General features: G+C 56.7%; 24 protein-coding genes. 16 read left to right on the forward strand and 8 right to left on the reverse strand.

From position 1 onward, the window contains the following. Positions 1 to 239 precede the first annotated feature (239 nt). Together paaY and paaX are read left to right on the forward strand one after the other, a co-directional pair. Entirely contained in the window at positions 240 to 839 is a 600-nt protein-coding gene (gene paaY / locus ACF8O8_RS17075; protein WP_274146211.1) for a phenylacetic acid degradation protein PaaY, read from the forward strand. Between the two features lie 77 nt (positions 840 to 916). Then, positions 917 to 1,840, forward strand: a complete 924-nt coding sequence (gene paaX, locus ACF8O8_RS17080; protein ID WP_177410047.1) for a phenylacetic acid degradation operon negative regulatory protein PaaX — start codon at positions 917 to 919, stop codon at positions 1,838 to 1,840. 58 nt (positions 1,841 to 1,898) lie between these two features. Here the strand turns inward: paaX and fnrC are convergent, their stop codons facing one another. Together fnrC and ACF8O8_RS17090 are read right to left on the reverse strand one after the other, a co-directional pair. Beyond that, positions 1,899 to 2,696 carry a Crp/Fnr family transcriptional regulator FnrC gene (gene fnrC / locus ACF8O8_RS17085; protein WP_010954166.1) on the reverse strand — a complete coding sequence of 266 codons (798 nt, stop codon included), beginning with the start codon at positions 2,694 to 2,696 and terminating at the stop codon, positions 1,899 to 1,901. Between the two features lie 2 nt (positions 2,697 to 2,698). Further along, complete coding sequence (locus ACF8O8_RS17090) at positions 2,699 to 2,932, reverse strand: hypothetical protein (protein WP_266021695.1); 234 nt, start codon at positions 2,930 to 2,932, stop codon at positions 2,699 to 2,701. Between the two features lie 289 nt (positions 2,933 to 3,221). Between ACF8O8_RS17090 and ACF8O8_RS17095 the strand changes: the two genes are divergently transcribed. Continuing rightward, on the forward strand, positions 3,222 to 4,148 hold the full coding sequence (locus ACF8O8_RS17095; RefSeq protein ID WP_350297891.1) for a universal stress protein: 927 nt from the start codon (positions 3,222 to 3,224) through the stop codon (positions 4,146 to 4,148). A gap of 29 nt (positions 4,149 to 4,177) precedes the next feature. On the opposite strand, the gene ACF8O8_RS17100 is transcribed toward ACF8O8_RS17095, so the two are convergent. Continuing rightward, positions 4,178 to 4,726, reverse strand: coding sequence for a GNAT family N-acetyltransferase (locus ACF8O8_RS17100; RefSeq protein ID WP_010954168.1), 549 nt, complete (start codon positions 4,724 to 4,726; stop codon positions 4,178 to 4,180). Between the two features lie 182 nt (positions 4,727 to 4,908). On the opposite strand from ACF8O8_RS17100, the gene ACF8O8_RS17105 reads away from it, so the two are divergent. The 3 genes from ACF8O8_RS17105 to ACF8O8_RS17115 all read left to right on the forward strand — a co-directional run bounded on the left by ACF8O8_RS17105 (position 4,909) and on the right by ACF8O8_RS17115 (position 7,910). Beyond that, a complete protein-coding gene (locus ACF8O8_RS17105; protein ID WP_392510040.1) occupies positions 4,909 to 5,835 on the forward strand; it encodes a universal stress protein in 927 nt (308 codons plus the stop codon). Next, positions 5,826 to 7,193 carry an MBL fold metallo-hydrolase RNA specificity domain-containing protein gene (locus tag ACF8O8_RS17110; protein WP_010954170.1) on the forward strand — a complete coding sequence of 456 codons (1,368 nt, stop codon included), beginning with the start codon at positions 5,826 to 5,828 and terminating at the stop codon, positions 7,191 to 7,193. Before ACF8O8_RS17105 ends, ACF8O8_RS17110 begins: the two co-directional genes overlap by 10 nt. Positions 7,194 to 7,265: 72 nt before the next feature. Continuing rightward, positions 7,266 to 7,910 carry a hypothetical protein gene (locus ACF8O8_RS17115; RefSeq protein WP_350297893.1) on the forward strand — a complete coding sequence of 215 codons (645 nt, stop codon included), beginning with the start codon at positions 7,266 to 7,268 and terminating at the stop codon, positions 7,908 to 7,910. A gap of 59 nt (positions 7,911 to 7,969) precedes the next feature. Here the strand turns inward: ACF8O8_RS17115 and ACF8O8_RS17120 are convergent, their stop codons facing one another. Then, a complete protein-coding gene (locus tag ACF8O8_RS17120) occupies positions 7,970 to 8,395 on the reverse strand; it encodes a potassium channel family protein (protein ID WP_010954172.1) in 426 nt (141 codons plus the stop codon). A gap of 212 nt (positions 8,396 to 8,607) precedes the next feature. Between ACF8O8_RS17120 and ACF8O8_RS17125 the strand changes: the two genes are divergently transcribed. From ACF8O8_RS17125 to ACF8O8_RS17145, 5 genes are all read left to right on the forward strand, one after another. After that, positions 8,608 to 9,498, forward strand: a complete 891-nt coding sequence (locus ACF8O8_RS17125) for a universal stress protein (RefSeq protein ID WP_010954173.1) — start codon at positions 8,608 to 8,610, stop codon at positions 9,496 to 9,498. A 52-nt stretch (positions 9,499 to 9,550) separates the two neighbouring features. Continuing rightward, positions 9,551 to 9,988 (forward strand): YeeE/YedE family protein, encoded by a 438-nt coding sequence (locus tag ACF8O8_RS17130; RefSeq protein WP_350297894.1) that lies wholly within the window; start codon positions 9,551 to 9,553, stop codon positions 9,986 to 9,988. A gap of 1 nt (position 9,989) precedes the next feature. After that, positions 9,990 to 10,424 (forward strand): DUF6691 family protein, encoded by a 435-nt coding sequence (locus ACF8O8_RS17135; RefSeq protein ID WP_064492068.1) that lies wholly within the window; start codon positions 9,990 to 9,992, stop codon positions 10,422 to 10,424. Between the two features lie 205 nt (positions 10,425 to 10,629). Continuing rightward, positions 10,630 to 11,160: a hypothetical protein gene (locus ACF8O8_RS17140; RefSeq protein ID WP_392510041.1), complete on the forward strand. Its 531-nt coding sequence runs from the start codon at positions 10,630 to 10,632 to the stop codon at positions 11,158 to 11,160. Between the two features lie 316 nt (positions 11,161 to 11,476). After that, the gene (locus tag ACF8O8_RS17145) at positions 11,477 to 12,535 is read left to right on the forward strand and encodes a hypothetical protein (protein ID WP_392510042.1); all 1,059 of its coding nucleotides are present in this window, start codon (positions 11,477 to 11,479) and stop codon (positions 12,533 to 12,535) included. A gap of 110 nt (positions 12,536 to 12,645) precedes the next feature. Here the strand turns inward: ACF8O8_RS17145 and ACF8O8_RS17150 are convergent, their stop codons facing one another. Next, entirely contained in the window at positions 12,646 to 13,737 is a 1,092-nt protein-coding gene (locus ACF8O8_RS17150) for a hypothetical protein (protein WP_213883151.1), read from the reverse strand. Between the two features lie 280 nt (positions 13,738 to 14,017). On the opposite strand from ACF8O8_RS17150, the gene ACF8O8_RS17155 reads away from it, so the two are divergent. Both ACF8O8_RS17155 and ACF8O8_RS17160 read left to right on the forward strand, forming a co-directional pair. Further along, entirely contained in the window at positions 14,018 to 14,263 is a 246-nt protein-coding gene (locus ACF8O8_RS17155) for a hypothetical protein (RefSeq protein ID WP_213883150.1), read from the forward strand. 474 nt (positions 14,264 to 14,737) lie between these two features. Continuing rightward, a complete protein-coding gene (locus ACF8O8_RS17160) occupies positions 14,738 to 15,346 on the forward strand; it encodes a DUF262 domain-containing protein (RefSeq protein ID WP_213883149.1) in 609 nt (202 codons plus the stop codon). A 61-nt stretch (positions 15,347 to 15,407) separates the two neighbouring features. Here the strand turns inward: ACF8O8_RS17160 and ACF8O8_RS17165 are convergent, their stop codons facing one another. Next, entirely contained in the window at positions 15,408 to 16,475 is a 1,068-nt protein-coding gene (locus ACF8O8_RS17165; RefSeq protein ID WP_213883148.1) for a UvrD-helicase domain-containing protein, read from the reverse strand. After that, positions 16,468 to 18,072 (reverse strand): ATP-dependent endonuclease, encoded by a 1,605-nt coding sequence (locus ACF8O8_RS17170; protein ID WP_392510043.1) that lies wholly within the window; start codon positions 18,070 to 18,072, stop codon positions 16,468 to 16,470. The genes ACF8O8_RS17165 and ACF8O8_RS17170 overlap by 8 nt, the downstream gene beginning before the upstream one ends. Before the next feature lie 146 nt (positions 18,073 to 18,218). Between ACF8O8_RS17170 and ACF8O8_RS17175 the strand changes: the two genes are divergently transcribed. Then, entirely contained in the window at positions 18,219 to 19,013 is a 795-nt protein-coding gene (locus ACF8O8_RS17175; RefSeq protein WP_138217800.1) for an HNH endonuclease, read from the forward strand. Between the two features lie 674 nt (positions 19,014 to 19,687). Here the strand turns inward: ACF8O8_RS17175 and ACF8O8_RS17180 are convergent. Beyond that, positions 19,688 to 19,897: a hypothetical protein gene (locus ACF8O8_RS17180; RefSeq protein WP_138217798.1), complete on the reverse strand. Its 210-nt coding sequence runs from the start codon at positions 19,895 to 19,897 to the stop codon at positions 19,688 to 19,690. 144 nt (positions 19,898 to 20,041) lie between these two features. Between ACF8O8_RS17180 and ACF8O8_RS17185 the strand changes: the two genes are divergently transcribed. Continuing rightward, the gene (locus ACF8O8_RS17185) at positions 20,042 to 20,452 is read left to right on the forward strand and encodes a helix-turn-helix domain-containing protein (RefSeq protein ID WP_213883146.1); all 411 of its coding nucleotides are present in this window, start codon (positions 20,042 to 20,044) and stop codon (positions 20,450 to 20,452) included. A gap of 86 nt (positions 20,453 to 20,538) precedes the next feature. After that, positions 20,539 to 21,285, forward strand: a complete 747-nt coding sequence (locus tag ACF8O8_RS17190) for a hypothetical protein (RefSeq protein ID WP_213883145.1) — start codon at positions 20,539 to 20,541, stop codon at positions 21,283 to 21,285. Positions 21,286 to 21,511 lie beyond the last annotated feature (226 nt).

Here is a 21,511-nt window from a genome sequence, read left to right on the forward strand (position 1 = left end):
TCTATGCGATACAACAATGCAAGGCGCAAAATGTTTTCGCGTATCTCTTTTTTACTTTTCTATGATCACAGCTCCAGTGCAATGCTTGCTGAAGAATCGTTTAACCTTTGCATTTTCTAGTACTTACAGCGGGTTTTTGCCTTGCAGCATTAATTCAACACAAGTGATACACGATTGACGACCAAACAGCATCTGATACAAGATCGACTGACATTCCAAATCATTTCGAGAGTGTTGCCATGCCTTGCTATCGACTGGACGGCCTGACGCCTGTGGTTCACCCGACAGCCTACGTGCACCCCAGCGCAGTCCTGATCGGTGACGTCATCGTCGGCCCCCGCTGCTACATTGGCCCGCTGGCATCGCTCAGGGGCGATTTCGGCCGCATCGTGCTGGAGGAGGGCGCCAACGTGCAGGACACCTGCGTAATGCATGGTTTCCCGGGGGGCGACACCGTAGTGGAACGTAACGGGCATGTCGGCCATGGCGCCGTGCTGCACGGCTGTCGCGTCGGCGAAGATTCATTGATCGGCATGAACGCCGTGGTGATGGATGGCGCCCATGTAGCACCTCGCTGCATCGTCGCGGCCACCGCCTTCGTCAAAGCTGGCTTCGAATGTGCGGCGCAGAGCCTGGTGATGGGGTCGCCAGCCCAGGTCAAACGCCCACTGAGCGAGCAGGAGCTGGCCTGGAAACAGCGCGGGACGGCGGAGTACCAGCACCTGGCGCAGCGCTGCATGAACAGCATGGTCGAATGCCCACCGCTGGCCGAGGCAGAGCCGGGGCGCCCGCGCATGGAAGACACCGGGGTCAGGCCCAAGGGCCAGGCAAGCGCATGAGCCTGGCAGCGACACGCAATGGCCAGGCGGCCCGCCGCACAGGTATAGTCGGTGCTTTATCCGCGCACAGTTCGCCCATGAGCAATCTCGCACCACTGAACCACTTGATCACCCGCTTTCAGGAGCAGACGCCAATCCGCGCCAGTTCCCTGATCATCACGTTGTACGGCGATGCCATCGAGCCGCACGGCGGTACAGTCTGGCTCGGTAGCCTGATCAACCTGCTGGAGCCGATCGGCATCAATGAACGGCTGATACGCACGTCGATCTTTCGCCTGACCAAAGAAGGTTGGCTCACTGCAGAAAAGGTGGGCCGACGCAGTTATTACAGCCTGACAGGCACTGGCCGTCGGCGTTTCGAAAAAGCCTTCAAGCGCGTCTATAGCCCGAGCCAGCCAGCCTGGGACGGGGCCTGGACACTGGTGTTGCTGTCGCAACTCGAGGCGGGTAAACGCAAGGCCGTGCGTGAAGAGCTGGAGTGGCAGGGGTTTGGTGTCATGGCGCCGAACCTGCTGGGTTGCCCACGGGCAGACCGTGCCGACCTGGTGGCCACGTTGCGTGATCTTGAGGCGGGCGACGACAGTATCGTCTTCGAAACCCACACCCAAGAGGTACTCGCGTCCAAGGCGATGCGCGCCCAGGTGCGGGAAAGCTGGCGTATCGACGAACTGGGGCAGCAATACAGCGAGTTTATCCAGCTGTTCAGGCCGCTGTGGCAAGGTTTGAAAGAGCAGCCGTTGCTGGATGCCCAAGATTGCTTCCTGGCGCGCACGCTGCTGATTCACGAGTACCGCCGCCTGCTGCTGCGCGACCCGCAACTACCCGATGAGCTGCTGCCAGGGGACTGGGAGGGAAGGGCTGCGCGACAGTTGTGCCGTAACCTCTACCGACTGGTGTTTGCCAAAGCCGAAGAATGGTTGAATGCAGCGCTGGAAACAGCAGATGGCCCATTGCCGGACGTGAGCGAGAGTTTTTACAAGCGTTTTGGCGGGTTGGCTTGAGGGGAGTGCTCGCCTCACAGCGCCGCGGCCAACATTCACGGCGTCGAGCAGGGTGCCTTCAGGGGCCCTTGGCCTCACATTCACCGCCACCTTGTTCGAGCGCCATGAGTGCAGGCATATCAAGAATTTCTACCAACCTGCCATGCAGGTCGACGATACCCAGCGCGCGCAGACGGGCGACGGATCGGCACACGGTTTCCAGGCGTAAACCCAGGTACGAAGCCATGTCTTCACGAGACATCCGCAACATGAAGCCATGGGCAGAGTAACCGCGGCTGACGAAGCGCCTGGAGAGCCCCACCAGGAAGCTGGCCAGCCGCTGTTCTGCAGTCAGGTTGCACAGCATCAGCACACGCCCGTGCTCACGCACGATCTCCCGGCTCATCAGGCGATTCAGGCTTTGCTGCAGGTCCGGAAACTCACGCGCCAGGGTTTGCAAGCGGCGATAGGGGACAGGGCAGACTTCGCTGTCTTCCAGGGCAATGGCGTCACAGACATGGTGCTCTGTGGCGATGGCATCGAGGCCGATTACATCGCCCGGCATCCAGAAGTTGATCACCACGCCTTGCCCCTCGGCGGTGTTCAGGCTGGTCTTGAAACTGCCGCAGCGTAAGGCATAGAGCATGGTCAGCGGATCGTTGGCATTGAACAGCGCGGCGCCCTTGCGAATGCGCATGCGTGGGCCTATCAACGCGCCCAGGCAGCTGTTTTCGTCAACCGGCAGGCCAGTGGGGAGGCACAGGCCGCTTACCCGGCAATCCATGCAGTGGTTCACCAGCGGTTTCAGGTGAATAGGGTTTGCCTTGGACAAAGGGTTGGGGGAGTCGAGCAGGGTGACCTTCAGCTGGCCAGGCATTTTCAGGCCTCCTTCGCATTTTGGAGGCCGCTTTGGGCCCCCGCCCCATTACGCGCACCGAGCCCGACGGGCGACCAATCAGCAAGCATGTCCCGCGAGTGGGGGGCATTGAGGCGGCTTGTAAGCCGTTCGACAAACCGCTCGGCTTCGGCAGCCGTACTGAAACCCACCCGCCAGTCATCCATGCGCACCCAACAGCGTCCCTGCTCAGTATTCTTCTCGACGTAAACGTTCATCAGGGCCTCCAAAGCATGTATCGGTAGACAATGCAGAATGAAGGCGTCCCTGCCGGCAGCGCAGGTGAAGCTCAGGGCGTTAACGCCATGGCACGCCTGCGGCGCCTGAGGTGAATGTTGATATGGCTACAGGGTGCGCCAGCGCAGTGTCGAGACATTGATCGGCGTCAAGTTCTTGCGCCATGGGCAATGCCATTGGTCGGTAGGTGCCTTGAGTTGATAAACATCAAGTTCGCAACGTGTAGCTGGCAGATGCTCTACCTACGTATCGCAACCTCAGAGGTGTGCCATGGAAACTCCGCAAAGACTGCTGCTGATCGCCTCCCCCCTGATGCGCCGAACCCCGGTCTATGACCGGGCTGCTGCGCTGGCCAAGGCCAAGGGAATGGCGCTGCACATCGTCGCTTTCGACTACGTGGAAGGGCTTGCCACGGCGGGCCTGGTGAATGACCAGGCGCTGGCAGTCATGCGCGAGGGTTACGTGCAGCAGCACCGTGAATGGCTGGAAACCCAGGCGTTGCCGATGCGGCGCAATGGTGTCACCGTCACAACCGAGGTGGTGTGGGTGCAGCAGCCCTTGAATGAGATCCTGATACACTTGCGTGAGCAACCGTTTGCCATGCTGATCAAAGAGCTCGAGCATGAGCCTTGGTGGATGCGCGCAATGTTCACCTCGCTGGATATCCAGTTGCTGCGCGAAACGCGAATACCCTTGCACCTGGTACACAAGGCCAGCCATGCGTTGCCACGCAGGGTTCTGGCGGCGGTGGACCTGTCCAGGCCGGAGGATCAGTTTGAAGGCTTCAACGACCAGATCATCAGCGAAGCGCTGAAGCTGACATTGCAGTGCAATGCCCAGATCGAGTTGCTGTACGCCTACGATTTGGGTTCCATGTACCTGGACGCCGGCGGCAGCCGGGAACATTCGTTCCTGTTCGATTCAAACGATGCCCAGACCTTGCATGACGCTCAAAGCGCTGCCTTCCAGGAGCTTGCCGAACGCAACGGCATCGCCGTCGAACACCGCCATATGCGCATAGGCGACCCGGCAAAGGCCCTGGCGATGTTCATGGATAACAATGATATCGACGTACTGGTCATGGGCAGTTATAACCACCGTGGCATCGGCTGGTTCATCGGCAGTACTGCCGAGCGCGTTATGCATCGGTTGTCCAGCAGTGTGCTGGTGATTTCTCCAGAGCGCTCCCAAGGCTGAAGCACAAGGCCCGCAAGGGCCTTGTCTTTTCAAGGCCGCAGGTCAAGTTCGTGCAGAATCTCGCTCACATCGCCGCCGGGGTAGCGGGAGGTGAAGCCCAGTGCCTTGACCAGCCGGTGCATCGCGTAGTTGCTGGCCAGGTCCCTGGAGACCATGCACTGAAAGCCATTGCGTCGTGCGGCTGCAATCAGGTGTTGCATCAGGCGCTTGCCCAACCCCTTGCGCTGCCAGTCTTCGCTGACCGCCACTGCACATTCGCAACGTTGACTGCCTGGTATGCCCGCATAGCGGCTGACGCCGATCTGTTGCAATTGACCGTCTACATGAACCAAGGCGACATAGGCCATGCGTTGGTGGTAGTCCACGGGCATGTCTTGCGTGTCCAAGCTAGGCAAGCCGCCGCTGAGTCCGGCAATGAAGCGAAAGCGCCGTGATTCATATGCGATTGTGCTCAGAAAACGCTTGTCCCGTTCGCGGTCCTCCTCGCGCAGTGGGCGGATCAGCACCGCCGAACCGTCCTTTAGGTTTTCGACCCAGTGTTCGCAGGTCTGTGGCTGTGCTGTCTGCTGCCCGTTCATGACGCCTCCCGTTGCCTGATCAGTGTCTGGTGCAGCTGTTTTAACGTGGCGGGCCGGTTCGGTTCTGACAATCATCAAGTTCAGGCTGGGTAGCGGTTTTCTGATCTGCATCAAGCAGCAGCGATCCTGCGCGCGGAATATCGTCAGCATCACACCCACTGACGAAAGCGCGGAGGTTCACCATGGGGCAATATCGACAATTGCTGGTGCTGCTGACCGAGGTCGATCCGCATTCCGCCGCTTTGCGCCGAGCCCTTGCCTTGGCGCAAGTCAGCGGCGCCAGCGTGCATGTGCTGGGCTTGTTCGAGCCAAGCGAGGAGCACCTTCTGCGCGAAGAGCGGCTGAACGAGGCCGATATCAAGCGCCAGTACCAGCATTATCGCGCTCAGTTGACGGGACTGGTCGAGCGGCATCGCGGCAGCGGTACAACGCTGACGGTCGACAGCCTGAATGCGGAGGATATCCGCAGCCAGGCGATCGATTACATCAGCGAACTGCAGCCCGATATGGTCATCAAGGACAGCGAAGCTGCGTCGGCCCTGGTGCGCATGTTCGGCACCCCACTGGATTGTGCGCTGATGCGAGGTTTCAAAGGCGTCAGCCATTTCGTGCCGGCGGCGGCCGTTTCATTGCCGCGGCGTGTGCTGGTCGCCGTGGATACTGCGTTCAGCGAGACCCCTGCCGTCCAGGCGTGCTTCAATCGTGGACTGATTCGTGCTGGCCAGGCGCTGGCGTTACAGTGTGACGCGCACCTGCATCTGCTATCGGCCTACAACCTGGCAGGGGTATTTGCCTCGGACATGAATGTCACCCAGGCGTGGATCGACGAGATGCGCGAGGCACTGCAGGAGCCTTTCGAAGCGCTGGCCGATGCCGAAGGCGTCGCGCCGGACCGCCGACATTTCATGGAAGGAGGCCCGGTACAGGTGATCCGGGAACAGGTCGCGTCCCTGGACATCGACGCGGTGGTGATGGGCGTGGTGCAGCCCAAAGGCCTGGACAAACTATTGGGAGACACCACCGAGCGTATCGTCAGCCGCCCACCGTGCAGCGTGCTCGCCGTTCATCCCCAAATAGCCGAAAGTTGGGAGCCTTGGCCATGCAACTGACATTTCTTGGCGGCACCGGCACCGTGACCGGCAGCAAATTCCTGTTGACCCGTGACAGCACGCGGGTATTGGTCGACTGCGGGCTCTTCCAGGGTTTCAAGCAACTGCGCCTGCGCAACTGGCAGCCGCTGCCCCCGGCGTTGCGGGCGCTTGATGCGGTGGTGCTGACCCACGCCCACCTTGACCACAGTGGTTATTTACCTGTGCTGGTTCGGGAAGGCTACCGCGGGCCGATCTACGCCACGCCGGCGACTTGCGCCTTGGCGGAAATCCTCTTGCTCGACAGTGCGCGGCTGCAGGAAGAGCAGGCCGAACATGCCAATCGCCACGGTTACTCCAAGCATGCGCCGGCGCAACCGCTCTATACCGAGCAGGATGCCAAACGTGCCCTGGCACTGTTTCGGCCCGTAGCGTTACACCAGGTGACCATGATCGCCGAGGGCATGGAGTTGCTGTTGCGTACCGCCGGACATATTCTGGGGGCGGCCACGGTCCAGATCAGCGCCGAAGGGCAGACCGTGCTGTTTTCGGGTGACCTCGGCCGCCCTCAGGATCCGATCATGCGTGCGCCTGAGCTGGTCAGGACGGCGGACGTGCTGTTGATCGAATCTACCTATGGCGATCGCCAGCATCCCGCCGAATCGACCGAGCAGTACCTTGCCAAGGTCATCAACGAAACGCTCCTGCGTCATGGCATTACCCTCGTACCCTCGTTCGCCGTTGGCCGCGCCCAACTGCTCATGTATTACCTGTACACGCTCAAGCGCGACCGGCTGATCCCTGATATCCCGATCTACCTGAACAGTCCGATGGCCACCGACGCCACCGCCCTGTACCAGCAGTACCGCAGTGAGCATCGGCTGACCGCAGCCGAGTGCGCCGCCATGTGCAGAGGCACGCACATCGTCCGGACGGTCGATGAGTCCAGGCACCTGGACCAGCTGCGCGAGCCCGCAGTGATCATCGCCGCCAGCGGCATGGCGACCGGCGGACGGGTGCTTCACCACCTGAAGGCACTGGCCCCAAACCCGCGCAACAGCATTCTGTTCTCCGGCTTTCAAGCCGGGGGGACGCGGGGTGCCGATATCGTCGCGGGCGCCCACAGTGTGCGGTTGCACGGCGAGGATGTGCCTATCCGTGCACAGGTGCATGCGATGGAGAATCTTTCTGCGCACGCCGATGCTGATGAAATCATGGAATGGTTGCGCGGGTTCACCCGGCCACCCCGTCAGACCTATGTGATTCATGGCGAGCCACACGCTGCCGACACCTTGCGGCGGCGGATCAGCCTCGAACTCGGCTGGCAAGTGTGCGTGCCTGAATATCAGGAAACGGTTGCCATTGACCCTGTTCGCTAGAGGCTGTTTTCCACGCAACATCACCGAGTATCAAGGCTTTTCATACAGCCCAGGCTGGCACGGGAGGTATTCATGAACACACAAGCTAGGGCGAAACTCAGAGCGTGGTTGCATCGCCCCAAGGGCAGCCTGGGTTGGATCGTAGCGATCCTTGTGTTACTGCTCGCCGCATCGGCCTACCGCGGGCTGAGCCCGACCTGGCGCCTGCCCCTGCACAATCCGGTCGTGATGCTGGCCTTGCTGACCTTGAGCGTGGCGCTAGGCTGGGCGGTGCAGCGGGGCGTGAAGCGCACCGTTGGCAAAGCCATTTTCAACGGCCAGGAGACAGGCTGGCAGGCCAGACTGGCGTTCCTTCGCTCAGTGGCTCGGGAATCGAACATCCTGCTGGTGGTGCTGTTGTGCCTGGCCCTGCTGGGCACAGGCACCTTGTGGCTGGCAGGGCGCTCAGTGACGCAGATCGTGGCGAACTGCGAGGCCAACCTGCAGGCTCAAGTGGATATACCCGAAGATGAAAAACTCACCGCGCTTCTCGGCAAACCGGTGTGCACGTGCCTGGCGCAGACCTTCATGGAGCGCAACGGGGTGCTGCGCATGGCCTTGTTCGAAACCCCCATGCAGGAAGTGAGCGGCTTGAAGGTGCTCACCGCGGATGATGAGCAGCGCTGTCTTGAACAGTTCGACCTGCTGCCCGAGGAGCCCCAGGCAACCGCGCCTTGAGCCGGCCCGCCTGTGGGTGCCCTGGTGCTGGACGCCGCAGCCGGACGACTGAACCGCCGCTATTTGGCTTTCCAGTACTTCTGCATTTCCAGGAAGAGAAACGAAGCGGTCCAGGTGATCAGCACCAGGCCGGTCAATGCCTGCAGGCCGGTCAGGTATTTCAGGTGCCCGCTCGGGGTGATGTCGCCGAAACCGATGGTGGTATAGGTGGTGAAGGAAAAGTACACGCAGTCCAGGAAACTCCCGTCGAAATTGCCGCTGAGTGTGCCCCAGCCGTCGGCATGGGCCATCAGGTAATACACCAGGGCAAAGCACCAGACCTCAATGGCATGGGCCAGCAGTGCGCCGAACACACCCGCCACGATGCGAAACCGGCTCCAGAGCTTCAGGCGGGGTAGCCAGTCATTCAGGCGCAACAAGCATTCGTAGTGAATGATCACCACCAGGATCACGACCAGCATGTTGATCAGCGTGACAGTGAGCATCGCCTGCACTCTTGCCCTGATGGGCGGTTCATTTCAAGTTGTCGACCAACGCATGGATGGTAGCTCATTGGCCTGCGGCAGCAACGGTAGGATTTCTTCACTAGCAGGTGCAAAGTGGCACCTGGGGGGCATTGATATTTATCAAGAACGAACCAGCACCTGCTTCGATAATGACATCGCATGCAACCCAGGCAACGCGCCGGGAGGTACCCATGACGCCGTATCGCCGGATTCTGCTTATCATGACCGAGGCCCAAGCCAATGCCGCGCTGTCCCGGGCCATGGCCTTGTCTGCGGCGTCCGGTGCGAGTTTGCATGTACTGGGCATCCATGAATCTGGTGTACTGCGCCTGCCTCACGAATTGCAGGAAGCCCCACTTCATTCGGCCTCGTTCATGCATTTCAGTACCGAACTCAAAGCACTGCTGGATGAGCAGTCATTCGTTGGGGCTCGGCCAGGTTTCGAGGCAGTTGAAACCTCCAATCCGCGTGATCAGCTGCCAGCGTGCATTGCCCGCTACGCACCTGATTTGGTGATCAAGGGCTGCCCGGGTCACTCCCTGCTCGAGCAGATCGCTCGGACCTCGCTCGACCAGGCGCTGCTGCATGGGAGTGAGACGCCATTGTTGTTCGTACCGGCGGATGCCCCAGCCATCCCCCAGAACATTCTGGTCGCAGTGGATGTCGCCAACCCGTCGCCACACAACGACGCCCTCAACCATGCCCTGGTCGCGGCAGGTCAGCAACTGGCGACTCAATGCAAGGGGCAGTTGCACCTGCTCTCGGCTTACGACCTGCCCATCGCCATGCTGGCCAACCCTGACCTTGCCGGCCCTTGGGTAAACCAATTACGCGAGTCACTGCAGCTGCCTTTCGATGCGTTGGCCGATGCACATGGCATCGCCCACACGCACCGGCATTTCAGCGAAGGTGCGCCCCTGCGCGTGATCAAGTCCTACATCGCCACGCTGAAAATTGATGCAGTGGTGGTCGGCACCGTGCAGCCCAGGCATTGGGCCAAGGTGATCGGCGATACCACCGAGCGGCTTGTCAGCCATGCACCGTGCAGCATCCTGACGATCAGGTCTGCGCCCGCCAGCTGACTTCATTAAGATGGCATCTTTTTTGTCTCTGATTCGACAATGGAGCGCTGAGATGTTTGTTGATATGGCTGCCTTCACGCCGTGGTCGGCATTGGCAGGCGGGGCATTGATCGGTTTGGCCGCTGGGCTGTTCGCCGTTGCGAACGGGCGCATCGCGGGCATCAGCGGTTTGCTCGGTTCGATGCTGCAAAGTGGCGGGGAAGGGCGGGGCGAAAAAGTGTGCTTTTTGCTGGGACTCCTTGCCGCGCCACTTTCCTGGCAACTGTTCTCAGAAATGCCTCCCGTTCATTTCAGTGTGGCGCCTTGGCTGCTTATGGTCTCGGGAATTCTGGTAGGCCTCGGTACCCGCTATGGCAGTGGCTGCACCAGTGGCCATGGCGTTTGTGGCTTGTCACGCCTGTCGCCTCGCTCTGCAGTGGCGACGCTGTGCTTCATGGCAGCAGGTTTTGCCACGGTCTTCGTGGTCAGGCATATACTTTCAGGAGCATGAAATGAAGCGGATCAGTGGCTTTATCGCAGGGTTGCTGTTCGGCATGGGAATATTGCTATCCGGCATGGCAAACCCCGCCAAGGTGCTGGGGTTTCTCGACATTGCCGGGCAGTGGGACCCGTCGCTGGGACTGGTCATGGTGGGTGCGATAGGTGCCGCACTGTTGCCGATGACTTGGGCGCGACGTCATACCACGGCCTTGCTGGGAGGTAAGATACAGCTGCCTGCCAGGCGCGACATCGACCGTCGACTCGTCGGGGGGAGCCTGGTTTTCGGCATAGGCTGGGGGCTTGCCGGCGTATGTCCGGGGCCGGTGCTGGTGTTACTCGCCGGGGGGTACTGGCAAGCCTGGCTATTCGTGCTCGCGATGCTTGCCGGTATGGGAGTGTTTAATGTTGCGGAAGCGTTTCGCAGCCGTCATCAGGGCAGGGTTTGACGGTACACAACTTAGTTCTGGTCGACATCAGAATAAGGCACTTATTGAGTGTAACTCTACTAAATGAATATTTAGCGTAGTTATTTCTTGTGTTCATATTATAAGGGCAGGGTAGCTCATGCGTTATCGCTAACGCCACGTTTGCACGCTAGCGTTCAAGAATGAGCTACCTCCGGCGGCAGTCACCACCAACGACCACCATTTAATGACTTACTTTCCGGGCTGGATGCTTGAAAGCGCCCGTTACTACCTCAACGCCGCTGAGCTTTTAGACGCCCAAAACCTCCTGCATGTCGCCATGGTCAATGCAGCGATCGGTATGGAAATCCTGCTGAAAAGCTTTATTTCCGTGCCAAATCAGCACGAAGGTACGTCCGGCGAAACCTATAAGCTTGATGTCGAAGCACTCAAAACGGCTCACCAATACCTGCAGTCAATCGGCAAGATTCCACCCAAACAAAAGCGTGACGCTCACGATCTGCTGACACTGTTTCACGCGATGCCTGCAGCTATTCGCGAGAGCCTGGCCCTGAACAGCCAGGAACACTCATTCGAGCGGTATCGCGATGTGTTCACCAACAGCCGGTATCAGTACGAGTCGGCCAGCTGGAAATTTGCCGATCCAGTGCTGATGGGGTTGCTGCGGTGGACGTTGGCCAACGTGGTTGGTTACTACAAGGAACGAGGCTCGCAGGATCCGTTCGTGCTGTGTTACATCGCTGAGGTCCAAGCTTGATCTGCGGCCCAGTAATCGAGGCCCGTGGCCTGGCTTTAAATCTGCCCACCCACGGCCCCGGTAGCTCCATACCAAGGTGCTCATAATGCATATTATGTTAAATATCGTGCTATGTCATAGATGTTCGTGTGTTCATTTTCACGATCCTGTGAGCTTTCTTCCAAAAACCTGTGTTCCCTTCAGATTCATAGGCCTGCGGTGCACCTCTCTCGTATAGTCTAGATCCACAAATCGCAAACCTGTGTGGGCTAAGGAGACGCGTCTTACCGGCTACAATCTCTAGTAACTGCACAATTTTACGATGCTGGTGCCCCGCATGGTGTCGCCGTTTGTCCCTTTTCCCATCTTCTGCCCGTACGACCAATGGCGTCCAATTGGGCTCAGTCAATTTCCTGAAAATGCCGATGTGACGGCCAAGCTCGAGGATGTGGTGTCATCTAGCCTCCCATTCATCAGCGTCTGGTACTGTCAGCGTTACCTTGCCTGGCTTGCACATAGCTGGAGACCAGAGCAAGCTACTGAGGCGTATTACTTTGAAACCATTCACCTTGAGCGCCTGTTGAACTGGTGCTTCTCTCAAGGGCTATCGCTGCTGGATCTGAAGCCTCTCGAGATCGAGCGTTATGTGGCATTTTTTTGCAATCCACCTGCTAGCTGGTGTTTGCCGAGTTCCAGTTTAAAGTTCGTACCAAATCCACTGCTGAATTACGGAGCCTGGCCAATAAACCAATACTGGCGCCCATTCTTATCAGCGTCTCGTGATGTTTCACGCCAACTGGGCTTCGCTCAGATCGTGATCAACCGGTTTTATAAATTCTACTATCAAGACGTTTCAGTTCTTGAATTTGAGCCTGCGCTTGCAGGCTTGTTTGCTAAGCATAAGCCGAATTTCATAAAAATGACTGAGTTTGAAATGGATTGGTATATGAATAGCCTCGCGCATCTCCCATATGGTGAAAAATACAAGCTAATCACTATGGTGTATTTCGCACTTGCTAGGTATTCACGAAATTCAAGAAGGCGCTTAATGGGAAGCACTAGAAGCCCTGGGCTACTAAACCAATTTTATAGAAATTCCGCAGGCGAATGGATCGAGACACTGCCTGGCGGCTCATCTCGAGCTTTAGGAGGTCAATTTAAGCAAATTTTTGAGCAGTATCTCATGCATTTGGAGCTGGATCCCGAAAAACCCTTACCTCCTGCCAGGCTTTTCGCAACCTCTCCAGAAGGGAAATTTGCAAGAAAATGCCGCGTAAATTTAGTAGAGTTTGCTATGGGAACTGGCGACCCAAGGGTTAGAAAAGCAGTCGAAAAATACCAGAGTCTTTCTTTTTCGACTTTGCGTAAGTCGTCAATAACAACTCCAAGGGGGTGACCCCGGAGGGTGGCTATACTGAATGGCGTCAGACGAGCTCTGCGCTTTTCATATTCAACAGGCACAAAGAGGAAGGCGTGCGCCCTCCTCTTTGCTAAGGTCGTGAGCCTTCAGCTCTTTTTGAAGAGCTGCTCGAACTCTTCAGTCGACATTATTTCCTCATCCGAAATAGGTTTCAGGGCGTGTAGGCTTGGCTGCTTCATGATCATTGACTCCGAGATCTTGTGAAAAATAGCTTCTATTGTTCCGCCCATTTGCTTAGGGCGATTGGAGCGGTGAATGATCTCAATCCCCGCCTCTAGGGCCATTTGCTTAAGCCGTGCAGACGTAAAGGCGTGATCCACATCAAGCTGGAAGATGTGGTAACCGTTGGTTTGATTTGCTCCATCATTATCACCATGCACAGCCGAATCGAGCGCGTCGGTCAAAGCGTCGACCTCTGCATCTTCTGGATTATCAGCGAATGAAACAGCGCTTCCAAGGACGGCACCAGAGGTGGTACGGACAACAACAGCTACCCAAGGACGCCCAATTGAACCGTCATCCCTTCGAACCAACTGATCCACTTGCGTACTGTCAAGAACTGCAGTGATGTCCTCGACCGGATTGACTCCCTTCAAGACCAGTCCAGAGCGGCCCGCTTTCGCATGAGTGAGCAGCACATTGATTTTCCGCTGCTTCGCGTCAGATGCAATGCTTTGCAAAGAGATTTCTGCATGCACGTGCCATGAGCGACGCGCTTCCCAGATTGGCTCATGAAATGAAAAGCGTTGGTCAGCGCTCAGCTTGTACCCCGAGCTCCAATCCGGCCCAAGGTGCAATCTCTGTGGCGGATTGTTTGTCAAAGCTGCGATTACCGCGCTCACTCCATGACGCTCAAGGTACGCGTCCACGCTTGGGAGAATCTGAGCTGGCAGGCATTCCTCCAGCGCCGCTATGCACTTGAGCAACACCTCGCCTGGGAGCTCGAACAGCTCAGCAGCACGGCATTCTCCAAGCTCCTGGTTGAGAACGATGAACTCTGCATCGGACAGATGATGCTCAAGCTCTTGGTCATCCTCTTCATGCTTGAGTGCGCGATAGGTGTGGTAGCCAAGGAGCGCAGCCAAGACTTCCTGAAGGTTCGCGTGTCCCACTTCAATGCCGGCAGCGTGGAGTTCCGCTTTAGCATGTCGAGCAGCATGGGTGAGTATGTTGGCCATCTCATGATCCTCAATCGCTGTCTTTGCTGCTGGTCGCTTTATCTGTCGCAAGACAGCTGAGTCACAAGATGCAGGAAGGAAGTGATGGGTGAAGAACCTCTTTGAGTCGACCAGAGCTGAGGTGAGGCAACCTTGATTAACCGTAGTACACAGGTTGGTCTAAGTACACAGTCGCCGACGGGCGGAATGAGGTTTAGCAGTTTACTCAACAGTTGGCTTCAGGCTTTTTCATAATCTAAGATCAGTCACCGCTCAACTCAGCCACGAGGCAACCTGCGTCATGAATTTCATGTTTCGTATCTGGGACTTCTTCTTTCCGGATCGTAGGCCAGAAGTCGAGATGAGGCGTGAGCGAGAGTTCATCGAAGCACTCAATCAGCTCAAAACCTTGAGGGCCACTGACCGTGGTGGGATGTCGATTGATCCCGAGGAAATCCGTGAGCAGGTTTTACGCAGCCGTGAAGCTGTGAAAGATCTGGTGGATCCGGCTCACAGAAAACGCTCTAACACAGGGGCTGATGATTGATTTGGCTCTGACTGTCATCTGCCCTGCCCTTCATTTCCAAGCACATTTTCTAGCGTGCCCCTGCGGGTACGGCTGTTGTGAACCAAGCCACCGCTATGCGGCTGTCTTGGCCCTACGGGCTGCCATCCTCACGCCTTCGGCCAGAGGCCTGCGCGCTCCGCTTTCGAGTGTTGCAAATACCAACCTATCACTGACTTCTCTTTGATATATGGTTAGTAATTTTTGGGCTCGAAAATAAATTTTGATCTTATGCCCGCATGCTTAATGTTCTTTATGCGGTACGTGAAGGGTGGTCGCGTACCGTATAAAGAACATTTTTATCAATGCACCTCTTTGGGGAGGATTCAAACTAGCTGCCTTTGGGTTTTCCTCTGCTGGAACCATGCTATCTTGTTTGGCCTTAATAAAAGCGCGTCAGTGTCAAGAGGCACGCTACACGCGATCCTATATTCATTTAAGGTTTTTTGAGATCAAATGTCTTCTCATTACGTAGCATTCCAAATTTTCAGCAGCGTCGACGATCCCACCTGCATTCGTATGCCGCAAAAGCAGCTCGAAACCACGATCTACATGCACCAAGTGCACACACTCGCTTCCAACCTCGAGAAATTCTCTGCTGACCCGTCAGGTGCGCGCGCTCAATACCCATGGGCCACAAGATTCGCTATGGGCCATCCCCTCGCCCCCTGGCAGCGACCGGCTGTATGGACGGACGAGCAGAAGGTCAGGTTCATTACGTCGATTTGGATGGGGGCAGACCTTGGGTCGTACCTGATCAATGACTGGTACGAATACGCCGATCAAGGTGGAGCGTTTGCGATCAATAGCGAGGTGTTGCTGGACGGCCAGCAGCGTCTGACAGCCCTGGAGGGCTTCCTACTTGGCGCATTTGGTGTTCCAGATGAGTCGGGCCAGGTGAGGTATTGGTCAGAGCTCGGAAACGACGAACGCCGGCGTTTTCTGAACATGCCTTTCGCTCAGGCTCGGGTGCACTCGAGCGATGAAACTGCTCTGCGACAGGCCTACGATCTTAGAGCGTTTGGCGGCACGCCACATACTGAGGATCAGCGGGCTTCAAGGTAGCCCGTCTATAAAGGATGGCGCCGATATGGGCGTCACCCTTTCCATTTGTCTCTTGAAGTAGTCAGGGCTCCCAGACTGGCAGCGTCGACTTGCCCGGCTTATCGATCACGATCGCCAAGCTCTGTTTTGCACGCGTTGCTGCTACATAGAACGCGGCCGCGGACGTAGCTTCAAGACAGGTCTCCTTCTGGATAAACGCCTCTATCGGCCCAGTAGGTACGACTAGCACACGCTCGAACGTCGCACCTTTGGAGACCTTGAAGTTCATGTAGTCGAGGGAGAACTGTTTGCCTGAACCAGCCATCGCGCGAAGGCACTGAGGGCGATACCGCTCAACGTACTGGACAATGTGCTTCGAGTGCACCAAGAACACACCGTCATGGTCTGAGACCTCGTGATTTTCTGAGGTGGTTCCAGGAAAACCCCAAGACTCATCAAAAATGGTGTCAGAGAACGTTGCGATCTCCGTCCGACACCGATAGGTAACCGTCGCGTAGTTGATACTCAACAGCCCACCCTGCTCTCGCTCCTGAAACCATTCGAGAGCGCCGGCATAGCCATACTGCTTATTCTTCTGCCCCCTCGGGTTGGTCGACAGCACGGCCTGGCGTACATCACCGACCATGCGAACGTCGATTCGGGACTGCAGCAGATCATGGATGATCTCCCAGTCGTACCCACTCAGATCCTGAACCTCGTCGATCAGAATTTCGTCGTAGAGGTGCTCTAGGCGACGAAGCAACGCAGGTGTTGCGGCCATTAGCTCGCGCGCCAGGCGGCCAAGCTCGCAGCCGTAGACCTGGTTGCTTCCGTCCATGAACCTTTGCTTGCCCTTGGCGAACCTGTAAGGGCGCCCTTCGAAATTGAAGCCCCCTACCCGTTCACCGGGGAATTTCACCGGCAGGAACGGCTTTGCAAAGTGGCGAAGCAAAAACGTGTACCAACCCAGCACCTCGATGTTGTGGAGATCACCAGCCTGTGCTCGAAGACGTTGGGAAAGCTCTTGCTGATTTGTCTGGGTAAACGTGGCGACAAGGACGCGGCGATCACTGGGCAGTCCTTTGCAGTGATCTACGAGGCCCTGGGTTTTTCTCCCGCCGGCGACCGCGAGTGTCAGATGGTTAGGCATCGTGAATGAACTCCGCCGCGGCCTTCATATAGGGAGGTGGGCTGAGGGCTTCATCAGACTCGGCGATTCGAATTGCCCCCTCTGTTTTCTCACGAGTCATCCACGTCGCCAGGTTAGCCGCAGCGGTGATGCCGAGGGTCTTGCGCAGTTGAGGTTCGCCATTGGCAGTTATGAGTTGAGGCTCAAGAGTCGCGCCGTCGGCTACCGCCCCAATGAAGAGATCTCTGCGCTTCGCTTCCAGCCACTGCTCAACTGGTTTACGGAGCTCAGTCGGGTCAATGCCATCGTTGTCGCGCATGACGGCGACAGGCTTGTTGATCGCAGCGCAAAGCTCAAGGCATCGTGCTAGTGCAAGTCCACGCATGCTGATGACATCAATTCCATGGGCCATTGGTCGAGCCCCAAAACAGTCTTCGTAGATACGTTCAAAAATGATCTCGTCAGATGGCCCCTCTACCAGGACGACCTTTTTCGCGAGCACGAGCCGGAGGGTGTCGTAACCTGGAAGCTTTTGAAAGTAGCTCACCGTTGTCGGGTCGAGCTCCGTGAGCTTGGCCGCGCTGTTGCGGTGGAGTAGTAGCAACGCGTTGAGGCCGAGTCGATTCAACACGTAGGTGCTGTGAGTTGAAATGAAAAGCTGCTGCTCCTCCGTGGCCAGGTCTTCGATACGGTTGAGAAGTGTCGTTAGGCTGGTGTGTGAGAGGTGGTTTTCAGGCTCCTCGATCATCACGATTTTCACGCTTGAAGAGTGCCGCTTCATCGCGAGGGAGATCTTGATTGCGGCTTGCTGCCCCTGGCCAGCCATTGCGAACGGAAGGCCATCGACGTGAGGAGTGACCACGCTATCCCATGATGTCCTGGACGTTTGATCCATTGCCAGCGCCATAGGCTCAGACTGCAGCGCAGCGCCAAGCCCCTCGAGCCGCTTGTTCACCGGCGCCAGCGCTCCTTCAGTCATGGATGCTTTCACGCCTCGATAGTCCAGCGAGATTTGCGCCTTCTCGGCTGACTCCAGGTGATCGCTCAGGATTTGTCGAAGGTGGTAGTCAACCCCAGCAGCGGACTTGACCGTCCGAGAATCGATCGTGGCCACCGACAGCGCCCGCGGGCGCCGAGTGAGCTCGTTGTCAGCAAACGACCGCCATTCATAGGTGTAATACTCAACGGGCAGCAGGAGTGAAGGATCCTTGAGCCACTGATCCAGCTCGTCCTGGTATTCCTCGTTCGGGAAAATGGAGAGGAATACCCCCGGGCACACGTTGGTCGGCACGTCCGCATTCACCGCGCCGAATAGCATCTGCAAATCAGCTACATCTTGCAGATAAAGCTCAATCAGGATCTCCGGAAGCTTAGGCGTCTTCCCTGCTTTCCGAAGTGCGAGAAACTCAGCCACCATTTCAGTGTTGAACCAGTGTGGATTCAGTTCTTCGAGGATCCCCCGTCCACCTATACGGGCGTTCAGCGCCAGCGAAATGGCCTCCATCAATGTGGACTTCCCGGCGTCATTGTCACCGACCAGGATGTTTACGCCGGGATTGGGCTTGAGCTCGAAATCTTTGTAGATGCGGTACCCACGGATACGGATTTTTGTGATCACAGTCGACGTTCCTTGGCGAAGTGCTTTTGCATGGCGCTTTGATGGCCGTGTGGCCTGATGCTATAAGCGAAGCGCTAACGTTGTCGACTCCGTCACGTTCCGCACGTCCCTCACCACCCTTACGGTTCTCACGCCAGGATCTGCGCATGACCACTCCGTACTACCCAAACCGCAAAGCGTTCATCCTATCCTTGGGAGCGACATGCAGAAATTGGAATTGGAGCTGGTCGTTTGTGAATCACCAAGAGCGCAAGATCATTTTTGGCGCATGGGATATCCACATAAGTGGCGGTCGTACACTGATCCTCAGCGAGGATTGGGAAATCGAGAATGGGCGTCGTAACCATGGTTATCCGCAGAGCGTGGAGCATCTCAGGCTGGTTGGAGAGGAAGGATACGAACTCTATACGTTCAAGATTACACACTCAGATGAGCGCCAGGATGAGGACGGTGCGGGCCCTGCAAAGATCAAAGACTTTGAGCGCTCCATCCTTCGTAAGTGGCTACTGAAGCAGGATGGCGAGTGGTTTGCGTGCGACGAGCCACCGATGCCAGCACTCCCTGAAGAGGTCAGTAAGCCCGAGTTGTATCTCGAGGGCGCCGTCCGAGAGGTCAAGGTTAATGCCTATGAGCGTAGCGCTCAGGCTAGGGCCGCATGTATTGATCACTACAAAGCGGTTTGCTATGCGTGCGAATTTGATTTCGGACTGGTTTATGGCGAGGTTGCCGAGGGACTCATCCATGTCCACCACATCGTTCCTCTGAGCACGATCGGCGCCGAGTACAAGCTTGATCCGATAAAGGATCTGATCCCGCTGTGCCCGAACTGCCATGCGGTGGTGCATCGTGGATCCGAGGTCATGAGCATTGAAAAGCTCAAAGAGCACTTAGCTGAAGCAAAGCGACGCTCTGCCCTAACGGCCAGACTTCAAGGTTTGTAACACGGTTTTTGGAATGTAACGTGACCGATGTTACATTCCAAAAACTACGTTACACACCCGGGCCTGTGAGCTCGTCATCAGGTGGCTGCTGCAGCAATAGGTGTGGAAGCTCAGTCTGAACGGGCCGCATCCCGATGCGCCTGAAGATGGGTCATCTCCCTCCCCCATTCCTCGACGAACTTCTCAAAGTCATCCAAGTACGGGCCCGCGGCAACTCGGGTAGACCCGATGCTTGCTTGGGCGAATCGCTCCCGCCAAGGAGTCGGGATCGTATGCTCGTCAACGACCAAGCGGCCTGAGGGTCGAGGAGATTTAGTGACCAGGTCGAGGAGATGTTTGCAGGTCAAAGACACGTCGCAAAGGTCGCGCTCGACCAGATTCAGCTCTCGGAGGACAGCTACCGCTTTAGGGTCGCCAGGGCGGAGATCGGAGAGAGCCCAAAGCAGCCGTCTGAGTCGACGCTCCGCTTCGATTGAATTAGCCACGGTTAGTCCACCTCACTTTGGTCGGCCTTCGCCTGCTTGGCTTTGACGGCTTTGACTGCTGTCGTCCGTCAGCGCTTACCTGAAACGCACCTCTCACCGGAGTTTCAACCCTACAGGCAATCCACGCAACGAAGATTTAGGTACCTTGCACCCTGCGATAAGCGGGCAATGATTCTTTGTCGATCAGTCCTAATGTCGTGTCGGCGACGGGCCTCCGAGCGCTTCAAGCTGGTAGTCGGTGACTGACTGAAATGCGTACTCGGCCTCTAAACGCAGGCGTTCCACCTCAGCTTCTGGCTTCCCATCCGCTTTGGCTTGATCGTAGCGTTTCATGGCCTCTATGGCCTGCTGATACAAAGGATCATCGGGCAGGACTGGTTGCCGTTTGTTTCGCTGCATATGTACAACCTCACATTCTTTCTGCGCTGCGAATTAGCGGTGCGGTGCTACCTCTACATTCGAGTGCTCCTATCCAGCCATGATAGGCTACAGGCAGGATACGTAGCCCCCTATCAAAATGGCCAAAAATGCAGAGAACGAAGCATGACGCTCAAAGCCTCCTTCGCCAACGTGCTTCGTGCACTGCGCAGCAAGCGTAATATCACACAGCGGGACTTTGCTGACACGACCAGCCGCACCTACCTATCAAAGCTTGAATTAGGGAAATCAAGCATCACTCTGGACAAGCTTGAACAGATCAGCAGTCGGCTCGAGCTGAGCCCGTTGACGCTTCTCACGCTGACACTGAGCGAGGACACTGGAAGGTCGGCATCGGACTTGATGTCAAAAATGCGAGTCGAGCTTGATGAGCTTCTGCACGATGGAGGCTTGTCTAGCCTGAGCATCCAGCTGAACGATTCAAGCACCATTCAATTGTCTGGTCGTTGCCCGCCTCGTGCAGCTAAACCCGGAGAGCAACGCTCAATGCAGACCGAGCTAGCTTTCACGAACTAGCAAGCTCACGGCTAGACGAACGATAGTCCAGGGCCCATGCGGAGATGTGCTTTTGCTATCATCTGCGTCATTTTTACGGCGGGCAGATGATGGAAAAAGCTGTAGCGGAATTCTTGCGGGAGAAAAAAGATGATCTGCCGTCTCTTTACGATTGGGCATTCGATGATCACTTGGCGACCACAGAGTTTGGTATCGCTTTTACAGGCAAAACCTCATTCGATCGAACTCTTGAGCTGAAGGCAGGACTTCGAGATCTTGTTCTCTCAACCCGTTGTGAGGCTGAGCATGGCAGAATAGCCACCTATTTCATCAAGGTATGGGGTGGTATCAAGCGTTTCTCAAAAGTCCGCGAAACGCTTGAACTCTTCTCCTCTCACAAGGGTTCCCCAGCAGTGCCGACGGGGTTCAAGCCTTCCTTCAAGCTCATCAGCAGCTGGTCGAAGTGGGCGTCTATCGTCTGCCCTGACTGGGCATGCATCTATGATGCACGCGTGGCGTACTCTCTGAATGCCATCAATTACCTTACCGGTGCTGCCCACCCTATATTTCCGATGCCTGAAGGTCGTAATACGCGGCTGAAGATGCTGGATGTCACCACATTGTTGTTGGGTGAACGATTACTTCAAGGTGAAAGCAGTGACCCGAAAAGTATGAGGAAAAAGTATTTTGTGCCAGAGCAGGATGCCTACCTTCGGTACCTATCCATCGTGCGCAAGGTGAGCAAGGATCTGTGGGGCGATGAAAAGCATATTCATGAGGTAGAGATGCTGCTCTTCGCTCTGGCTGACGGGGATATCTACCAAGAGGTATTCGATCGTCTCGCAAAGGCTTGAGGTCGGTACCCAAAACTGCTTTATCCCTTGAATTGCTGCTAAGCGTCCGGGCGCATCGAACGTCTGACCGACAACAGTCACGTTGAAGCTCACTTCAGCTTGGCTCAGTTCGCCAAGTTGCCTGTCGATCGACCAAATAGGCCACCTATCGCAGCCCGACGCTCGTCTTCGCTGGCACGATTGCCGAACACCAACCATGGATGATCCATAATGTAAGCCCCAACAT

This window comes from Pseudomonas sp. TYF_14, assembly GCF_043105275.1.
Taxonomy (GTDB): Bacteria; Pseudomonadota; Gammaproteobacteria; order Pseudomonadales; family Pseudomonadaceae; genus Aquipseudomonas; species Aquipseudomonas alloputida.